The organism is Selenomonadales bacterium 4137-cl, from assembly GCA_032334055.1.
GTDB classification, from domain to species: domain Bacteria; phylum Bacillota; class Negativicutes; order Sporomusales; family UBA7701; genus Anaeroselena; species Anaeroselena agilis.
In genome coordinates this window covers 4,277,938-4,291,410 of the sequence record JAUOZS010000001.1, presented here as the reverse complement: position 1 = coordinate 4,291,410, position 13,473 = coordinate 4,277,938, and the positions used below count along the sequence as shown (strand labels likewise).

Sequence of the window (13,473 nt, the reverse complement as noted above, 5' to 3'; positions counted from 1 at the left end):
ACCCCAACATTACTTTTTTTCCAGCAGGAACCAGGTGAGGTCGTCCTGGGGAAAGTTCGGGTCCCGGTGGTAGACGAAGCCGTAGTCGATAAGCTTCAGGTCGGCGAACCGCTCAAGCATTTCGCCGGCGAAGTCGCGTTTGAACAGTTTGCCGCTATGGCCGCGGTAGGAGATTTCGACCGGGGCCGGGTTGTAGTATTCCGCCAGGCAGATGTAGCGCTTGCTTGTCCGGTAGAGGAGATCGTAGACCTGGGGAAGGACGTCGGGGTTGAGGTGGATGAGGACGCCTTTGATAAGGGCAAAGTCGCGCTGGTAGTCGCCGGCGAAGTCGAGGATGGACATGGGGTAGGTCTTGATGTATTCGAGGGCTGTCAGCCGGGCAACCGCTCTTTCGTTGATTTCGATGGCGGAAAGCTCGATGTCCGGATAAAGCTGGCGGATGGCGATAAGATTGAGGCCAATGTTGGCGCCGAATTCGATGAGGGATTTTACGCCGTTCGTTCGCGCCATGATCCGCGCAAACATGGCGGTGTTGCTGGCGATTATATCTCCGCCCCGGTTGCGCTCGACGTATTCGTCGCCGAATTGCCCGGCCCAGAATTTTTCCTGCTCGGTTTTGTACATCGGTTGGCTCAGCCCCTTCTAGACTTTTTTCTGTTCGATGTGGCTGTTGATTGCCAGCCATTCGGGGTGGTCCCGGTAGGCCGTCAGGCAGTCGGCCAGGGTGAATTCCGGCCGTGCCGGCCAGACGGCGGCGATGATTTTGCTGATGAGGTCAAAGTCTTCGGGGGTGTCGACTGTCCAGCGGTAGCGGCTGCAGTCGGTGTCGTTCTCGACGTTGCTCAGCCGGTAACGCGCCGGCTGGCTGTGGATGAAGGGGGTGACGTGTTCGCGGTGCGCCGGCAGCGTTGCTTCGCGATGGGCTTCGGCGAGCGCCTGCATGGAGAATACCTCGGTGTCCATGCCGCGGGGATATGTGCGGACAAGGACGTTGGCGACATAGTCGAACTGCCGCGGCTCGCGTTTGAACTTGCCGATCACGGCGGCGACGACGGCCGGGTCGATGAGCGGGCAGTCGGAGGTCACTCTGACGACGGTGTCGGCGCCGTGCTCGCGGGCGGCGTGATAGTAGCGGGCGAGCACGTCGTTCTCGGGGCCGCGGAAGCAGGGCGCTCCGAGACGGCCGCACAGCTCGGCGACAGGGTCGTCGGCGGGGTTGACGGTGGTGGCGATCACGACCGCGTCGGCATTGGCGACCCGCCGCAGGCGTTCCAGCTGATATTCGAGCAGCGGTTTGCCGAGCACCTCTTTCAGAATTTTCCCCGGCAGGCGGGTGGAGGTCATGCGGGCCTGGGAGATAATAACGGTTTTCATCGCAGCGCCTCTTTAACGCTCGCGATTACGTGGGTTTGCATGTCGTCCGTGAGACCGGGGAAGATCGGCAGGCTGAGGCAGGCGTCGTAGTAAGCGAGGGCGTTGGGGCAGATGTTCGGCTGGAATCCGAACCGCCGCCTAAAGTAGGGCTGGGTGTGAACAGGTATGTAGTGGACGTTGACGCCGATGCCCAGCGCAACGAGGCGGGCGAAGACCTCGGACCGGCTCTTTGCCGTCCGGGCGGGGTCGAGGCAAAGGACGTACAGGTGCCAGGCCGACCGGGTTTCCGGCCGCTGATAGGGAGTTATGACAGGCAGGCTGGCGAACTCACGGGTGTAGCGGGCGGCGATTTCCCGCCGCCGGGCGACGAATTGGTCGATGCGGTCCATCTGGCTGCTGCCGAGCGCGGCCTGGAGATCGGTCATCCGGTAGTTGTAGCCGAGGTCGAGTTGCTGGTAGTACCACGGGCCGTCGCTGCCGCCGGACATTTCCGCCGGGTCGCGGGTGATGCCGTGGCTCCTCAGCCTGGCAAGCCTGCCGTAAAGTTCGTCGTTGTTGGTTAGAACCATGCCGCCTTCCCCGGTGGTGATAACCTTTACGGGATGAAAGCTGAAGACGGTCATGTCGGCGTAGGCGCAGTCGCCGGTTTTGCGTTCGCCGTAGCGGCCGCCGATGGCGTGGGCGGCGTCTTCGATGACGGTGAAGCCGTAGCGGTCGGCCAGGGCGCGGATTTGTTCCATTTCGCAGGATTGGCCCGCGAAGTCCACGGGGACAACCGCCTTTGGCAGTTTGCCCGCCTTTTCGGCGGCGGCCAGTTTGCTTTCCAGGCATGCGACGCTGATGTTGTACGTGCGGGGATCAATGTCCACGAAGTCTACTTCCGCGCCGCAGTACAGGGCGGCGTTGGCTGACGCGATGAAGGTGTTGGGCGAGGTCCAAAGGGTGTCGCCGGGCGCAAGGCCGGCGGCCAGACAGGCGATGTGGAGGGCCGAGGTGGCGCTGTTGACGGCGACGGCGTGGCGGGCGCCGCAGTAGCGCGCGACTTTGTCTTCGAATTCTTTGACGTTCGGCCCGGTGGTGAGCCAGTCGGACCGCAGGACGCGGACCACGGCTTCGATGTCGTCGTCGCTGATCGATTGGCGCCCGTAGGGGATCATTTTATCATCTCCCGCAGTTGGTCGGGGGTGAGAAATTCCCGGTTGCTCCCGGAGTTGTATTCGAAGCCTTGCGGCACCGGCCGCCCCCGCTCGCCCAGTTGGTTGACGCTGTAATCCAGCGGGCTGAAGAAAGTGATGGTCGGCTTGATGACGTAGTGGTCTTCGAATTCGATCGTCAGGTGGGAGTCGTCGGCCGGGCACATGATTTCGTGGAGTTTTTCGCCGGGGCGGATGCCGATTATTTTGATCGGCAGGCCGGGCGCTATCGCTTTGGCGAGGTCGACGATCCCCATCGAGGGGATCTTGGGAACGAATATTTCCCCGCCCTGCATGCGCTGGAAGGCTTTGAGCACGAATTGCACGCCCTGGGGCAGGGTAATCCAGAAGCGGGTCATGCGGTCGTCGGTGACAGGCAGTTCGGAGGCGCCGCCGGCCGCCAGTTTCTTGAAGAACGGGATGACGGAGCCGCGCGAGCCGACGACGTTGCCGTAGCGGACGACGGAAAATCTTGTGCCGCCTTCACCCGATATGTTGTTGGCGGCTACGAAAAGTTTGTCGGAGGCCAGTTTGGTCGCGCCGTAGAGGTTGATGGGGTTGGCCGCTTTGTCGGTGGAGAGGGCGACGACTTTCCTGACGCCGTTGTCGATGGCGGCTTTGATGACGTTTTCCGCCCCGTAGATGTTGGTCTTGATGCACTCCATCGGGTTGTACTCGGCGGCGGGCACCTGCTTGAGCGCCGCGGCGTGGATGACGAAGTCGACGCCGCGCATGGCCTGCTTGAGGCGCTCCGGGTCGCGGACATCGCCGATGAAGAAGCGCATTTCGTCGCCGGCGAATTCCTGCTGCATTTCGAACTGTTTGAGTTCGTCGCGCGAATAGACGATGAGGCGCCGCGGTTTGAACTGTGCCAGGACGTCCCTGACGCATTGCTTGCCGAAAGATCCAGTCCCGCCGGTGATGAGAACTGTTTTGTCCGTGAACATGAGAACCTCCGGTTTGTTAGTTTATCGTCTGCGCCGGGGCGGAAATCCCGCCCTGCATTCCGGGAGACGCCCCTTTATTCGAAGACGATGTTGAGGCGGCGTTTTCCCTGATATTCTTCGATGAGTGCCTGGGTACGAAGCACGTATTCCTGGATCTCCTGCATTTCCAGGCGCAGCAGGCCGATCTCTCCGCTCCATTGCCGGCGCCAGTCGTCGTTCTTGTAATCCATCGCGCCGCGGCGGATTTCGAACCGTTCGGCAAAGACCGGTTTCACGACTTTGGCGTAGTACTCGACCTTGTCAAGTTTCGCGACCAGGGTGCGCAGCTTTTTCGTCTCCGCCATTACCCGGTCGCGGTTGACCCCGGTTTCCACCAATTGGTGTACTTTAATGTACTGCCGGTCGACGCTACGGCAATATTCGATGATTTTCGCCACTTCACCGGCGATTCCTTCGACTGATGCGGCGATTTTTTCGGCTTTCGCCGGCAGGTTGGCGTTTTCGGCGGCCAAGATGGTTTCGATGGTGGAGGTGACCGGCCGGGGCTCGGCCAGCGGGCCGGCCAGAAGGTCGGCGAGGGCGACGTTTTCGGCGCCTTCGATGGCGAGGCCGCCTTCGGTGGCGTTGAAGTATTTGACTTCCGGACTGTCGGCAATGATGCTTTCGAAGATCTTTTTCATGCCGATGAACGTTTTGTCGGTATAGACTTGATTGCCGAGGATATCGACGGTTTCGATCTGCTTGCGGATGTAGCGGTCTTCGATTTCCTCGTCCCACGAGCCTTCGGCGTGAAGCTTGCCGCGGGTGTAGCAGAGATCCTGGCCCATGAGGACGATGGTCGAGCACCGCAGCTGAACCAGCAGGTAAAGGGCGATGTTGGCGACCGAAAAGCCGCTGCGCACCGGCAAGGAACTGATTTTGGCCCGTGAAAATATCAGCGGCACGAGGGTGTCGTTGTTGGTCGTCGTCATCTGCACTCTGGCGCCCTTGTAGCCGGGAAGGATTTCGTGGAAGAGGTGGTCGTTGTAGAGCAGCGGGCAGGCGGCAGTGTCGATTTTTTCGAATAGCGGCCGATTTTCGACCGTAGCATCGACGGCGATGCGGAAATGGGGCACGATGCCGTGGGCGTCGAGGATGCTGATGGCGCTGCCGACGGCGATGACAAGCGCCCGTTTTTTGACCTCGGGCAGCAGGTGCATGTTTTTCTTGAGCGACGGGCCGGCGGAGACGATGACGGCCGGCCAACCGGCAAAGGTATCGCGGAATACGCCGACATCGGGGGAGACGTGTCTGAGGTTGCGCCAGTCGTTGATCAGCCAGTGCAGCCGGAAGGATTCCAGGGTATTCTTGTTGACGCGGTGAAAGCGGATGGCCTCCAGGGTTCCTTGAACAAGCAGGCCGTGGTAGTCTGCGTACAGCGTCCGGTAGGCGATCGGAGCGATGAAGGCCATTTTTTTCTCGGCGAAGGTCAGCGACAATACAAGGCCTTCGAGCATTTTTCTGGCCTCTTCCGGACTTTGGCCCACGACGAACGATACTTTATTGAAGACGCTGAAGCTTTCCACGAAGTCGTGCTTTGCGAGGAAAGAGCGCATGATTTCGACGTTAGGTTCGATGACGACGAGGTGTTCGACGGCGGGATGCCGCCGGCGGAGGGCCTGCAGGACCTGGCCGTTGCCGAGGCCGAATATGACGACGGTCTTGTCGGCCTCACCGACCGGCTGAAGCAGGCGGTCGAATTCTCGTTCGCGGTCGAATTCGCTGTGAAGGAGGATTTGCATGCCGTTGCGGCGGACGATAAAATTGTCGGATTCAGGCAGGTAATCTGCGGAGTCGGCGCCGTCGCCGGCGTCGGCGGCCAGGGCCCGGTAGACGGCGGGGTTGTGCTTGGCGATGAAGGCGAGGTTGTCAGCATACAGTGACATTGTCGGCGCTCCTCTTCCGGGCGGCTGCGGCCATCGGCCTGAGTTCGTACTCGGCGAGGTCGGCGGCCAGCAGGTAGTCTTTGTTGTCGAAGGCAGTGAGCATGAGTTCCAGCAGACGGTTGAGGGCGGGGCGCTCCTCCGCCCGGAAAACGTTGTTTACCCAGTATTCCAGGGCGTCGACCAGCGCCAGGAAGGCGGCGTTGATTCCAGCCGGCCGATAGGCGAAGACTTCCTCCTGCAATTGGTCGATGGCGGCGAACAGTTTGTCGTCCATGAAAAATCCTCCAGTCGCCTGATGCTATGGACAGGGCCAGCAGGCTTGCGCCTCTGGCCCCGTCACCATGTTTATAGTATTTGTCTTTACCGGTTGTTACCGAAGGAGCTGGAGAACGCCCTGCGGCTGCTGGTTGGCTTGGGCGAGCATCGCGGTCGCGGCCTGGCTGATGATGTTGGACTTGGTGAAGTTCATCATTTCCTTGGCCATGTCGACGTCGCGGATGCGGCTTTCGGCGGCGGTCAGGTTCTCGGAGGCCGCGCCGAGGTTGTTGATGGTGTGCTCGAGGCGGTTCTGCATGGCGCCGAGGGAGCTTCTCTGCGAAGAGACCTTGGTGATCGCCAGGTTGACCGTCTCGATGGCGGTCTGGGCGCCGAACTTGCTGGAGATGTCGATGACGTCGACGCCGATGGCCTTGGCGCGCATGTCGCCGATGGCGATGAACATCGTCTGGCCGGCGTTGGCGCCGATCTGGGTCATGATCGAGCCGCCGAGGTCGTTGGACTCGGCTTCGTGCTTGCCGAACACGAAGGTGAGGCTTTCGCCGACCTTCATCTGGGCGTCCATGCTGCCGCCGGTTACGGCCCAGCCGCCGGTACCGGTGCCGGCGATTTCGCTGCCGATGGTGATGACGTCGGAGGTAAGAACGATACCAGCGGCGGAGGCGTCGGAGAGGCTCAGTTCGCTGCCGGCGTTGGAGATGACTTTCCAGTCGGACGTTGCAAAACCAGCGGTGGCGTGGTCGGCGACGCGGACGATCATGAAGGCGCCGTCTTTCAGGCCGGTGTCGGCGATGCCGGAGGCCAGGCCGGCCATGTCGGTGGCGTTGAGGGTGATCGAGGAGTTGTTGTTGACATGGACGGTGCCGTCAACCGCTTCCTTGACGCCTTTGGCCGAGCCGTCGAGCAGTTTCTTGGTGTTGAATTCGGTGGTGTTGCCGATACGGTCGAGCTCGCTGATGAGGTTCTTGACCTCAGCCTGCAGCTCGAGGCGGTCCTGGTCAGTGTTCGAGTCGTTAGCCGACTGGACGGCCAGTTCGCGCATACGCTGCAGGATGCTGTGCGATTCGGTCAGCGCGCCTTCAGCGGTCTGGATGAGCGAGATGCTGTCCTGGGCGTTTTTCGAAGCCATGTCGAGGCCGCGGATCTGGCCGCGCATTTTTTCCGAAATCGCCAGGCCGGCGGCGTCGTCGCCGGCGCGGTTGATCCTGAGGCCGGACGACAGTTTTTCGAGGGCCTTGTTGGTCTGGTTGTTGGTGGCAGCCAGACGGTTGTAGGTGTTGAGGGCTGCGATGTTGTGGTTGATAATCACGGGTTCATTCCTCCTTGAATTTTGCTGCGGGCTTCCTTGCCCGTTTTTTGGTGTAAACCAGCCCGCCGGACCGTCGGCCGACCGGCGGCGGGGCTGATAAACATCTCATTCAATATATCGCCTTGCCGCGAACTATTTTTAAGAGACATTTATGGCGATTTTGGAGCTGTTTGGCGTATTTTTACGCGTTTATGTCGCTCATGTTCCCCTGTTCGCCAGTTTTTGAGGAATAAGTCATTTGTCGCAATATTTTTTGGCGGCGGCCGCAAAATGACGGAGGACTGCTCTGGAAGGGCAGTCCTCCGGAAATGGCTATTTTTTGCGGATGGTTTTCAAGAGGTCGAGGCCGGCGTCCGGCGGCGGCGCGGCGGCCTGCCTGTTCTCGGCGGCGATGGCCTCGTAGAGCTCGCCGCGGAATATCTTTACTTCACGCGGCGCCTGGATGGCGAGCCGGACGCTGTCGCCCTTGATGTCGACGACGGTGACGACGATGTTGTCGTTGATTACTATCTTTTCGCCGCATTTGCGGGTGAGGGCCAGCATGGTTATTTGCCCTCCTTGGGCTTTGTGGGAAACCCGTCCGGGAAGAGCCGGTGGCGGGTGGTGTAGCCTTTCCTGTCGAGGACGGCCTGGACGGCGCTGCGCTCCCGCCAGTTGACGACAACCGGCGCGAGCAGGTTGGCGGTCATTTCTTCGAGCTTATCGGCGACGGTGACGATGCAGAAGACCTGCAGGGGGCAGTCGGCGGTAAGGCCGATCTGGCCGGCAAGGTCGTCGTCGAGTTCGAATTCGTAGTCGGCGAAGAACTGAAATGGGTCGGCGATGAAGAAGGTGAGCTCGGGCTGGCTGACCGACTGCAGGAAGGCGAACGGGCTGTCCTGGCCGTGCGGGAGAAAAACGAAGGCTTTTTCTTCGCCGAAGCCTAGCAGACCCTGGGGGAAACGGATGATGTCATGTTCGTCGACTTCGAGGGATCCGAAGCGGATTGATTCTATAACCATTATCTCACCTCTCAACGAGTATGGGGTGCGGCTCAGATGACCATGTCGATGACGCTGACTTCGGCGAGGCCGATGACCGGCCGTTCGACCGGCACGAGGGCGACCTGGGGGACGGGCTTGCTGAGATAGAGCTCGGCGGCAAGGTCGGGGATGCTGTTGCCGGGCGCGGCCTTGGACAGACGGTCGCCGCGGCTGACGTAGTTGGCGATGGCTTCCTGGACGACGCCGCGCTGCTTGGCGACGAGGTCGCGGCGGAAAGCCTCGTGGCCCAGGATGCCGTAAGACGCCCGGCAGGGCGTCTGGTCGATGGTGAGGAGCAGTCGGCTCATGAGGTTTTACCCCGCTATCTGAGGAAGTCGACCAGCGACTGGGGCATGATCTTCGCCCCGACCGCCAGAGCCGCGTTGTAGATGTTCTCGCCGTTTTTGAAGTCGATGGTCAGCCGGGCGATGTCGATGTCGTCGTTGGCGGCGACGTTTTCGCCGATGGTGACATAGTTGTTTTCCAGCAGGTTCTGACCCATCTCGTAAGTCGCCATGCGCGTGCCGATCTGGGTCCGGGCGAGCAGCACCCGGTCGGTGACTTTGTCGACGTTGGTCAGGGCTGTTGTCGACATGTAGCTGAGATCGGGAGTGCCGGACGCCAGTTGGTCTTTGATCGCCAGCAGGTCGCGGAAGGCGGTGGATACGGTGTAGATTTCGCCGGTTACGCTGTCCTGAACGGTGGTCATGGGACCGAAGACGTCCTCGCCGGTGACGTTGACGCTGTCCTGGTTGGGGTTGGCTGCCCCGGGCTGGATGCGCATGGAGATTTTGTTGTCGTCGCCTTTGTATACGACGACTTCGGTCGGGGTGTCAACACCGGCGATATTGACGGTGATGGTTTTGCGTTCGAACGGGCCGCCGGCCACTTTGTCCTGCTGACCGGCGAAGATGTAGCGGTCGCCGCTCTGGGCGTTGGCCTGGGAGACGGCCTGGTTGATGAGGCCGTTGATTTCGGTGGCGGCGGTGGTGTAAGCGATTTCGGGATTGGCGCTGACGGCGTCGATCACCAATTCCCTGGCTCTTTCCAGGACGCTGACAACGCCGTCGAGGGAGGAGTCGGACTGGTTCATCCACGATTGGGCGTCTTTGGCGTTCTGGGTGTATTGTTCGTTGGTCATGAGGTCGGTATTGAGCCGCAGGCTGCGGATGGCCCGCACGGGGTCGTCGGAGGGCCGGTGGACGATTTTGCCGTCCGACAGCTGTTCCTGGTATTTGTTCATCCGCTGCTGGGATTTGTTGAGGCTGGAAAGGAAGTTGTAGATTATCGTGCTGTTAGCGATCCGCATCGCGTTCTACCCCCTAGCGACCGACTACGCCGGTCCCGTTGATGAGTTTGTCGAGCATTTCGTCGAGGGACGTGAGGATCCGCGCCGCGGCGTTGTAGCCCTTTTGGAAGCGGATCATGTTGGTCATTTCTTCGTCGATGTTGACGCCGGCGGTGGCCTGGCGCCAATTTTCGATCTGATCGACGAGGGTCTGCTGGTTTTCTTCGAGCCGCTGGCTGGTCTGGGCCTGGACGCCGAGCTCGCCGATCATGGAGTTGTAGAAGCCGTCGAGGGAGGCGCCTTTAAGTCCCGAGGCGGCCGCTGTGGGGTCTTTTAGCTTGCTGTTGAGCAGCTTGGCGTTGTCGCCCGAGGCGTTGCCCTGGGGGACGCTGAAGTTGTAGGTGTCAAGGGCGGTGTTCTGGGCGTCGGTGTTAACGGTGAGGCTGAGGCCGTTGGGCAGGTTGTTGACGACGGTGAAGTTGGCGTTGGAGGTGTCGAGGTCGGCCGCGGCGACTGCCGTCCAGGTTATGCCGCCGTCGAGGGAATAACTTGCTTGGTCAACCTGGCCTGTGCCGGTAACATTGTCGATTCTGACCTGGTAGGCGTTGGCGGCGGGAGCGGCGGTGTATGTGCCGCCGACCGATGCCTGTCCGCCGGAAGCGTTGCTTTGGTTTACGGGGTTGCTGATAAGGGTTTTGGCGGCGATTTTGGCGATGCCGCCGTCGTTGTAAAGGTCGCTGTTGATGCTGAGGGCGTTGATCCAGCCGCCTTTCGACAGGACCGGCCCGGCTACCGGCGGGATGGCGGTAGGGTCGCCGTAGTTGACGGACGGGTTGCCGAAGAAGTTGTTGTTAGTGGAGTTGTCGGTGCCAAAGCCGGCACGGTGGACGGCGTTGAATTCCTGGAGCAGGTATTTGCTGATGGTGGAGAGTTTGTCGAGGTAGTTTTTGGGGATGGTGGAGTTGGCTTCCTGCAGGGCTTTCATTTCGCCGTTGGTGAAGTTGACCCGCTGGTTGGCGCCGCCGGCGACGACGACGTATCTGGCCTCGAAGCCGTAATCGGCGTCCATGGAGGTGGCGGGGTTATTGAGGGCCAGCGGCGTGTAGCCGCCGCCGTCGACGAGGACGACGTCCGATACCTGGATGACGTAGTTGCGCTCGGAGTCTTCGAAGACGCGGACGTTCATCATTTTCGACAGTTTGTCGGTAAGATAGTCGCGCCGGTCGCGCAGGTCGTTGGCGTTGTCGCGGCCGCCAACCTCGATGTTGGATATCTGTTTGTTGAGGGTGTATATCTCGGACGACATTTCGTTGATTTCCTTGACTTTGGCGGACAGGGTGTCGTTGATGTTGGCGACCATGTCCTTGAGCTGACCGGCGGCGTGCTGGATGGCGTCGACGAGTTCGGCCCCCCGCTCCCGGACGGCGGTGCGGGCGCTGTCGTTGGAAGCGCTCGTGGACAGCGTTTCCCAGGACTGCCAGAAGTTGTTGAGAACGGTCTGGATGCCGAGGTCGGGCAGTTCGTCGTTGAAGATGTCTTCGACCTGGCTGTAGGTGCTGACCGAGGTCGCCCCGTAGCCGAGGGACGAGGATTCTTTCCAGTACTGCCTGTCCATGAAGATGTCGCGGGCGCGGGTGACGGACTCGATGGCGACGCCGGTGCCGACCTGTAACGCCCCCGACCCGCCGTAGACTACCTCGGGCAGGGTGGTGGCCAGGTTGACGCGCTGGCGGGAATATCCTTCCGTATTGGCGTTGGCGATATTGTGGCCGACGGTGTCGAGCGACAGCTGCTGGGCGTATATGCCGCGGACGACCGTGTTTAGGCCGCTGAAGGTCGAGCGCATGTTCGTTTACCCCGTTATTCTTAAGGTTGCGGATTATATCTTTCTGTCGACCAGCTTCCGGACCTGATTGTCCTGGGGGGTTTTGCCCTGCGGGGCGTAGGTGGGTCCGGCCGAGCTCTGCGTCAGGAGGTTTATGTTGTAGTTGATGAAGCCGAGCGCCTGTTGAATAAGTTCGGCGTTGAGCTTATTGACCGGGGCGAGTTCGGCCATGATGCGTTCGAATTCGGCCGCGATTTTGTCGAGGCGCACGCCCGCTTCCGGGCCGGCCAGCTCTTTCATTTTGGCCAGGGTGATATCCTGGGCGGTGACGCCGCCCGCCGCCGCAAGCTGCTGGACGAGTTTGCCGCGGGCCGCTTCCAGTTTCCCGACCTGCAGGATGAGGAGCTCTTCCTGCTTGGTGACCGCTTCGAGGTCTTGCGGTTTGACGGCTATGAGTATGTCGCGCTTCTGCCGGCTAAGTTCGAGGATGGCCTCATAGAGACTGACCATTTCTTCGAGCAGATTGATTAGCTTGTCCCAATTGGCCACATTGTCCTCCTTAGCGTATGCTGTCGGCCATCAGACGGCCGAGCATTTTTTCCGCCACTTCCTTCGCGTCGACGCTGTAGTTGCCCTGGGCGATCTTTTCGGACAACTCTCTGACCTTGTCTTCGCGCACTTCGGGCAGGGCCTTGATGGCCTGATAAATCTGGCCGAATTCCTGGGCCTGCGTGGAAAGGATTACTTCGTCTTTCTTGGAAGCCGGAGCGACGTCGCCTGCTTTGGAGCTTTTGGCGACTTTGTTCTGGTCTGTATATACTTTCATGATGCTTTGGATCTGTTTGCCGGAAATAATCACGGCGCGACACCTCACTTACATAGCAGTCTCCTGTTATAGTATCGTCAAAAATGGCGGGGGTTTTAACCGCCGCCACTTGCCGTTTAGGAAACTTATTGAGCTTTATGTCCGCTTTTTGCCCGTTTTTCTCGTCCTAGGGGCTGATTCCGTGGTTATTTTCTCTGGATGATGTCTTTGGTGTACATTTTCTCGTCTTTGCGTACCGATTCCTGCGGTTTGACGGGCTTCCACTCCTCGTGCTTTACCTGGCCGACGATGTTGCTGCTGCAGCTGGCGCATACCCGGCCTTCGTTGATGGGCGCGCCGCAGGTCTCGCACGGATAGCTGATGATGGCGTCGCTGAAGATCCGGCCGCGTTTGAGCATGCGAAGGATGACTTTGTGTTTTACGCCGGTGGCTTTGTGGATGTCTTCGAGGGTTGCCTTGTCGGTGTTGCGCAGGTATTCGGCCACCTTGTCCTCGGCTTCTTCCTCGGCACGGATACAGTCGTTGCAAAGCTTGGAGGGATTCTCGACGCAAAGGTTGCCACACTCGATACAATTGGTGAGCTTCATGGTCCGCTCCCCCTTTCTAAGGAAATTATAGCATATTCGACAAAATGCGCTAGGTCTTTGGCCCCAATTTGCTTCACTTCCGGTTTTTTTTCTGCGCCCGGCAGGATAATCTACGTTTATAGCCAAATCTAATTTATACTTGACTAGACTCTGAAGCGGGAAGGTCGTTCCTCTGTGTATATGCTTTCTCTTATGCAGGCTGTGGAAAACGGCGCCAACGCCGCCGAGACGCTTCAGGAGATCGTGCCCATCCTGATGCGCCTCATCGAACTGAAGAATCTCAAGCTTTACCTGCACAGCCAGCAAGTGGCGAACTATGCCGTGAGCATAGCGGCCAAGATGCGTCTGCCGCGGGACGAGATCGAGCGCATCAGGGTCGCCGCCATTCTTCACGATGTCGGTCAGTTGACCGTGCCCAACGCCGTGCTTGCCAAGCTGCCGTATCTGTCGACGCGGGAGCAGAGCGTGTATAAGAACCACTGCAACGCGGGCAGCGCGATGCTGGAGAATATCCCCGCCTGCCAGGAGATCATCCCTTATATCAGGTACCATCACGAGCGCTGGGACGGCAAGGGGTACCCGAAACGCCTCAAGGGCGTGAATATTCCCCTCGGCGCCCGCATCATCGCGGTGGCCAACCATTACGACCGGTTCATCAACCCCTGCACCCAGCACTGGGTGAAGACGAAGAAGGAAGCGGTGCGTGAGCTGAACGACCATTCCGGTACGGCCTTCGACCACGAGGTTGTGAAGGCGTTCGTCGATTCACTGGGATAAAAGAAGAGAGATATGCCCCGACTGCATTTGCAGCCGGGTTTTTTGTTTTTAATTACTCAACACGGTATCGCCGACATGAGGCCGCTCAGAAGGCCCCGGATGCTAGGCGCACCGGAGGAGCGAG

The 13,473-nt window shown here is 59.9% G+C and carries 16 protein-coding genes; 1 reads left to right on the top strand and 15 read right to left on the bottom strand.

What is annotated here, in order from left to right:
- Positions 1-9: 9 nt before the first annotated feature.
- The 15 genes from Q4T40_21965 to Q4T40_21895 form a co-directional block, all read right to left on the bottom strand.
- Positions 10-624 carry a pseudaminic acid biosynthesis-associated methylase gene (locus Q4T40_21965; protein MDT8903907.1) on the bottom strand — a complete coding sequence of 205 codons (615 nt, stop codon included), beginning with the start codon at positions 622-624 and terminating at the stop codon, positions 10-12.
- 18 nt (positions 625-642) lie between these two features.
- Complete coding sequence (locus tag Q4T40_21960; protein MDT8903906.1) at positions 643-1,374, bottom strand: glycosyltransferase family protein; 732 nt, start codon at positions 1,372-1,374, stop codon at positions 643-645.
- Positions 1,371-2,531 carry a UDP-4-amino-4,6-dideoxy-N-acetyl-beta-L-altrosamine transaminase gene (gene pseC / locus Q4T40_21955; GenBank protein ID MDT8903905.1) on the bottom strand — a complete coding sequence of 387 codons (1,161 nt, stop codon included), beginning with the start codon at positions 2,529-2,531 and terminating at the stop codon, positions 1,371-1,373. Before pseC ends, Q4T40_21960 begins: the two co-directional genes overlap by 4 nt.
- The gene (gene pseB / locus Q4T40_21950) at positions 2,528-3,514 is read right to left on the bottom strand and encodes a UDP-N-acetylglucosamine 4,6-dehydratase (inverting) (protein ID MDT8903904.1); all 987 of its coding nucleotides are present in this window, start codon (positions 3,512-3,514) and stop codon (positions 2,528-2,530) included. The genes pseC and pseB overlap by 4 nt, the downstream gene beginning before the upstream one ends.
- 74 nt (positions 3,515-3,588) lie before the next feature.
- Positions 3,589-5,439: a DUF115 domain-containing protein gene (locus tag Q4T40_21945; protein MDT8903903.1), complete on the bottom strand. Its 1,851-nt coding sequence runs from the start codon at positions 5,437-5,439 to the stop codon at positions 3,589-3,591.
- Positions 5,423-5,713 carry a hypothetical protein gene (locus tag Q4T40_21940; GenBank protein ID MDT8903902.1) on the bottom strand — a complete coding sequence of 97 codons (291 nt, stop codon included), beginning with the start codon at positions 5,711-5,713 and terminating at the stop codon, positions 5,423-5,425. The genes Q4T40_21945 and Q4T40_21940 overlap by 17 nt, the downstream gene beginning before the upstream one ends.
- Before the next feature lie 96 nt (positions 5,714-5,809).
- A complete protein-coding gene (locus Q4T40_21935) occupies positions 5,810-7,024 on the bottom strand; it encodes a flagellin (GenBank protein ID MDT8903901.1) in 1,215 nt (404 codons plus the stop codon).
- Positions 7,025-7,336: 312 nt separating this feature from the next.
- The gene (csrA, locus tag Q4T40_21930; protein ID MDT8903900.1) at positions 7,337-7,567 is read right to left on the bottom strand and encodes a carbon storage regulator CsrA; all 231 of its coding nucleotides are present in this window, start codon (positions 7,565-7,567) and stop codon (positions 7,337-7,339) included.
- Between the two features lie 2 nt (positions 7,568-7,569).
- A complete protein-coding gene (gene fliW / locus Q4T40_21925; GenBank protein MDT8903899.1) occupies positions 7,570-8,025 on the bottom strand; it encodes a flagellar assembly protein FliW in 456 nt (151 codons plus the stop codon).
- Between the two features lie 32 nt (positions 8,026-8,057).
- The gene (locus Q4T40_21920) at positions 8,058-8,354 is read right to left on the bottom strand and encodes a DUF6470 family protein (protein MDT8903898.1); all 297 of its coding nucleotides are present in this window, start codon (positions 8,352-8,354) and stop codon (positions 8,058-8,060) included.
- Between the two features lie 14 nt (positions 8,355-8,368).
- Complete coding sequence (gene flgL / locus Q4T40_21915) at positions 8,369-9,355, bottom strand: flagellar hook-associated protein FlgL (GenBank protein MDT8903897.1); 987 nt, start codon at positions 9,353-9,355, stop codon at positions 8,369-8,371.
- Positions 9,356-9,368: 13 nt separating this feature from the next.
- Positions 9,369-11,180: a flagellar hook-associated protein FlgK gene (gene flgK, locus Q4T40_21910; GenBank protein MDT8903896.1), complete on the bottom strand. Its 1,812-nt coding sequence runs from the start codon at positions 11,178-11,180 to the stop codon at positions 9,369-9,371.
- 33 nt (positions 11,181-11,213) lie between these two features.
- Positions 11,214-11,708, bottom strand: coding sequence for a flagellar protein FlgN (locus Q4T40_21905; GenBank protein MDT8903895.1), 495 nt, complete (start codon positions 11,706-11,708; stop codon positions 11,214-11,216).
- A 10-nt stretch (positions 11,709-11,718) separates the two neighbouring features.
- Positions 11,719-12,033 (bottom strand): flagellar biosynthesis anti-sigma factor FlgM, encoded by a 315-nt coding sequence (flgM, locus tag Q4T40_21900; GenBank protein ID MDT8903894.1) that lies wholly within the window; start codon positions 12,031-12,033, stop codon positions 11,719-11,721.
- A gap of 137 nt (positions 12,034-12,170) precedes the next feature.
- Positions 12,171-12,572 (bottom strand): flagellar protein, encoded by a 402-nt coding sequence (locus Q4T40_21895; GenBank protein MDT8903893.1) that lies wholly within the window; start codon positions 12,570-12,572, stop codon positions 12,171-12,173.
- A 180-nt stretch (positions 12,573-12,752) separates the two neighbouring features.
- Here Q4T40_21895 and Q4T40_21890 point away from each other — a divergent pair, with 180 nt between their 5' ends.
- Complete coding sequence (locus tag Q4T40_21890) at positions 12,753-13,349, top strand: HD domain-containing phosphohydrolase (GenBank protein ID MDT8903892.1); 597 nt, start codon at positions 12,753-12,755, stop codon at positions 13,347-13,349.
- The last annotated feature ends 124 nt before the right edge of the window (positions 13,350-13,473 follow it).

Excerpts from the sequence above, each read along its gene's own strand:
- Q4T40_21960 (MDT8903906.1), bottom strand. The coding sequence starts at position 1,374 with ATGAAAACCGTTATTATCTCCCAGGCCCGCATGACCTCCACCCGCCTG.
- Q4T40_21895 (MDT8903893.1), bottom strand. The coding sequence starts at position 12,572 with ATGAAGCTCACCAATTGTATCGAGTGTGGCAACCTTTGCGTCGAGAAT.
- Q4T40_21965 (MDT8903907.1), bottom strand. The coding sequence starts at position 624 with ATGTACAAAACCGAGCAGGAAAAATTCTGGGCCGGGCAATTCGGCGAC.
- Q4T40_21945 (MDT8903903.1), bottom strand. The coding sequence starts at position 5,439 with ATGTCACTGTATGCTGACAACCTCGCCTTCATCGCCAAGCACAACCCC.
- Q4T40_21940 (MDT8903902.1), bottom strand. The coding sequence starts at position 5,713 with ATGGACGACAAACTGTTCGCCGCCATCGACCAATTGCAGGAGGAAGTC.
- Q4T40_21920 (MDT8903898.1), bottom strand. The coding sequence starts at position 8,354 with ATGAGCCGACTGCTCCTCACCATCGACCAGACGCCCTGCCGGGCGTCT.
- pseC (MDT8903905.1), bottom strand. The coding sequence starts at position 2,531 with ATGATCCCCTACGGGCGCCAATCGATCAGCGACGACGACATCGAAGCC.
- pseB (MDT8903904.1), bottom strand. The coding sequence starts at position 3,514 with ATGTTCACGGACAAAACAGTTCTCATCACCGGCGGGACTGGATCTTTC.
- flgK (MDT8903896.1), bottom strand. The coding sequence starts at position 11,180 with ATGCGCTCGACCTTCAGCGGCCTAAACACGGTCGTCCGCGGCATATAC.
- Q4T40_21890 (MDT8903892.1), top strand. The coding sequence starts at position 12,753 with ATGCTTTCTCTTATGCAGGCTGTGGAAAACGGCGCCAACGCCGCCGAG.
- csrA (MDT8903900.1), bottom strand. The coding sequence starts at position 7,567 with ATGCTGGCCCTCACCCGCAAATGCGGCGAAAAGATAGTAATCAACGAC.
- flgL (MDT8903897.1), bottom strand. The coding sequence starts at position 9,355 with ATGCGGATCGCTAACAGCACGATAATCTACAACTTCCTTTCCAGCCTC.
- fliW (MDT8903899.1), bottom strand. The coding sequence starts at position 8,025 with ATGGTTATAGAATCAATCCGCTTCGGATCCCTCGAAGTCGACGAACAT.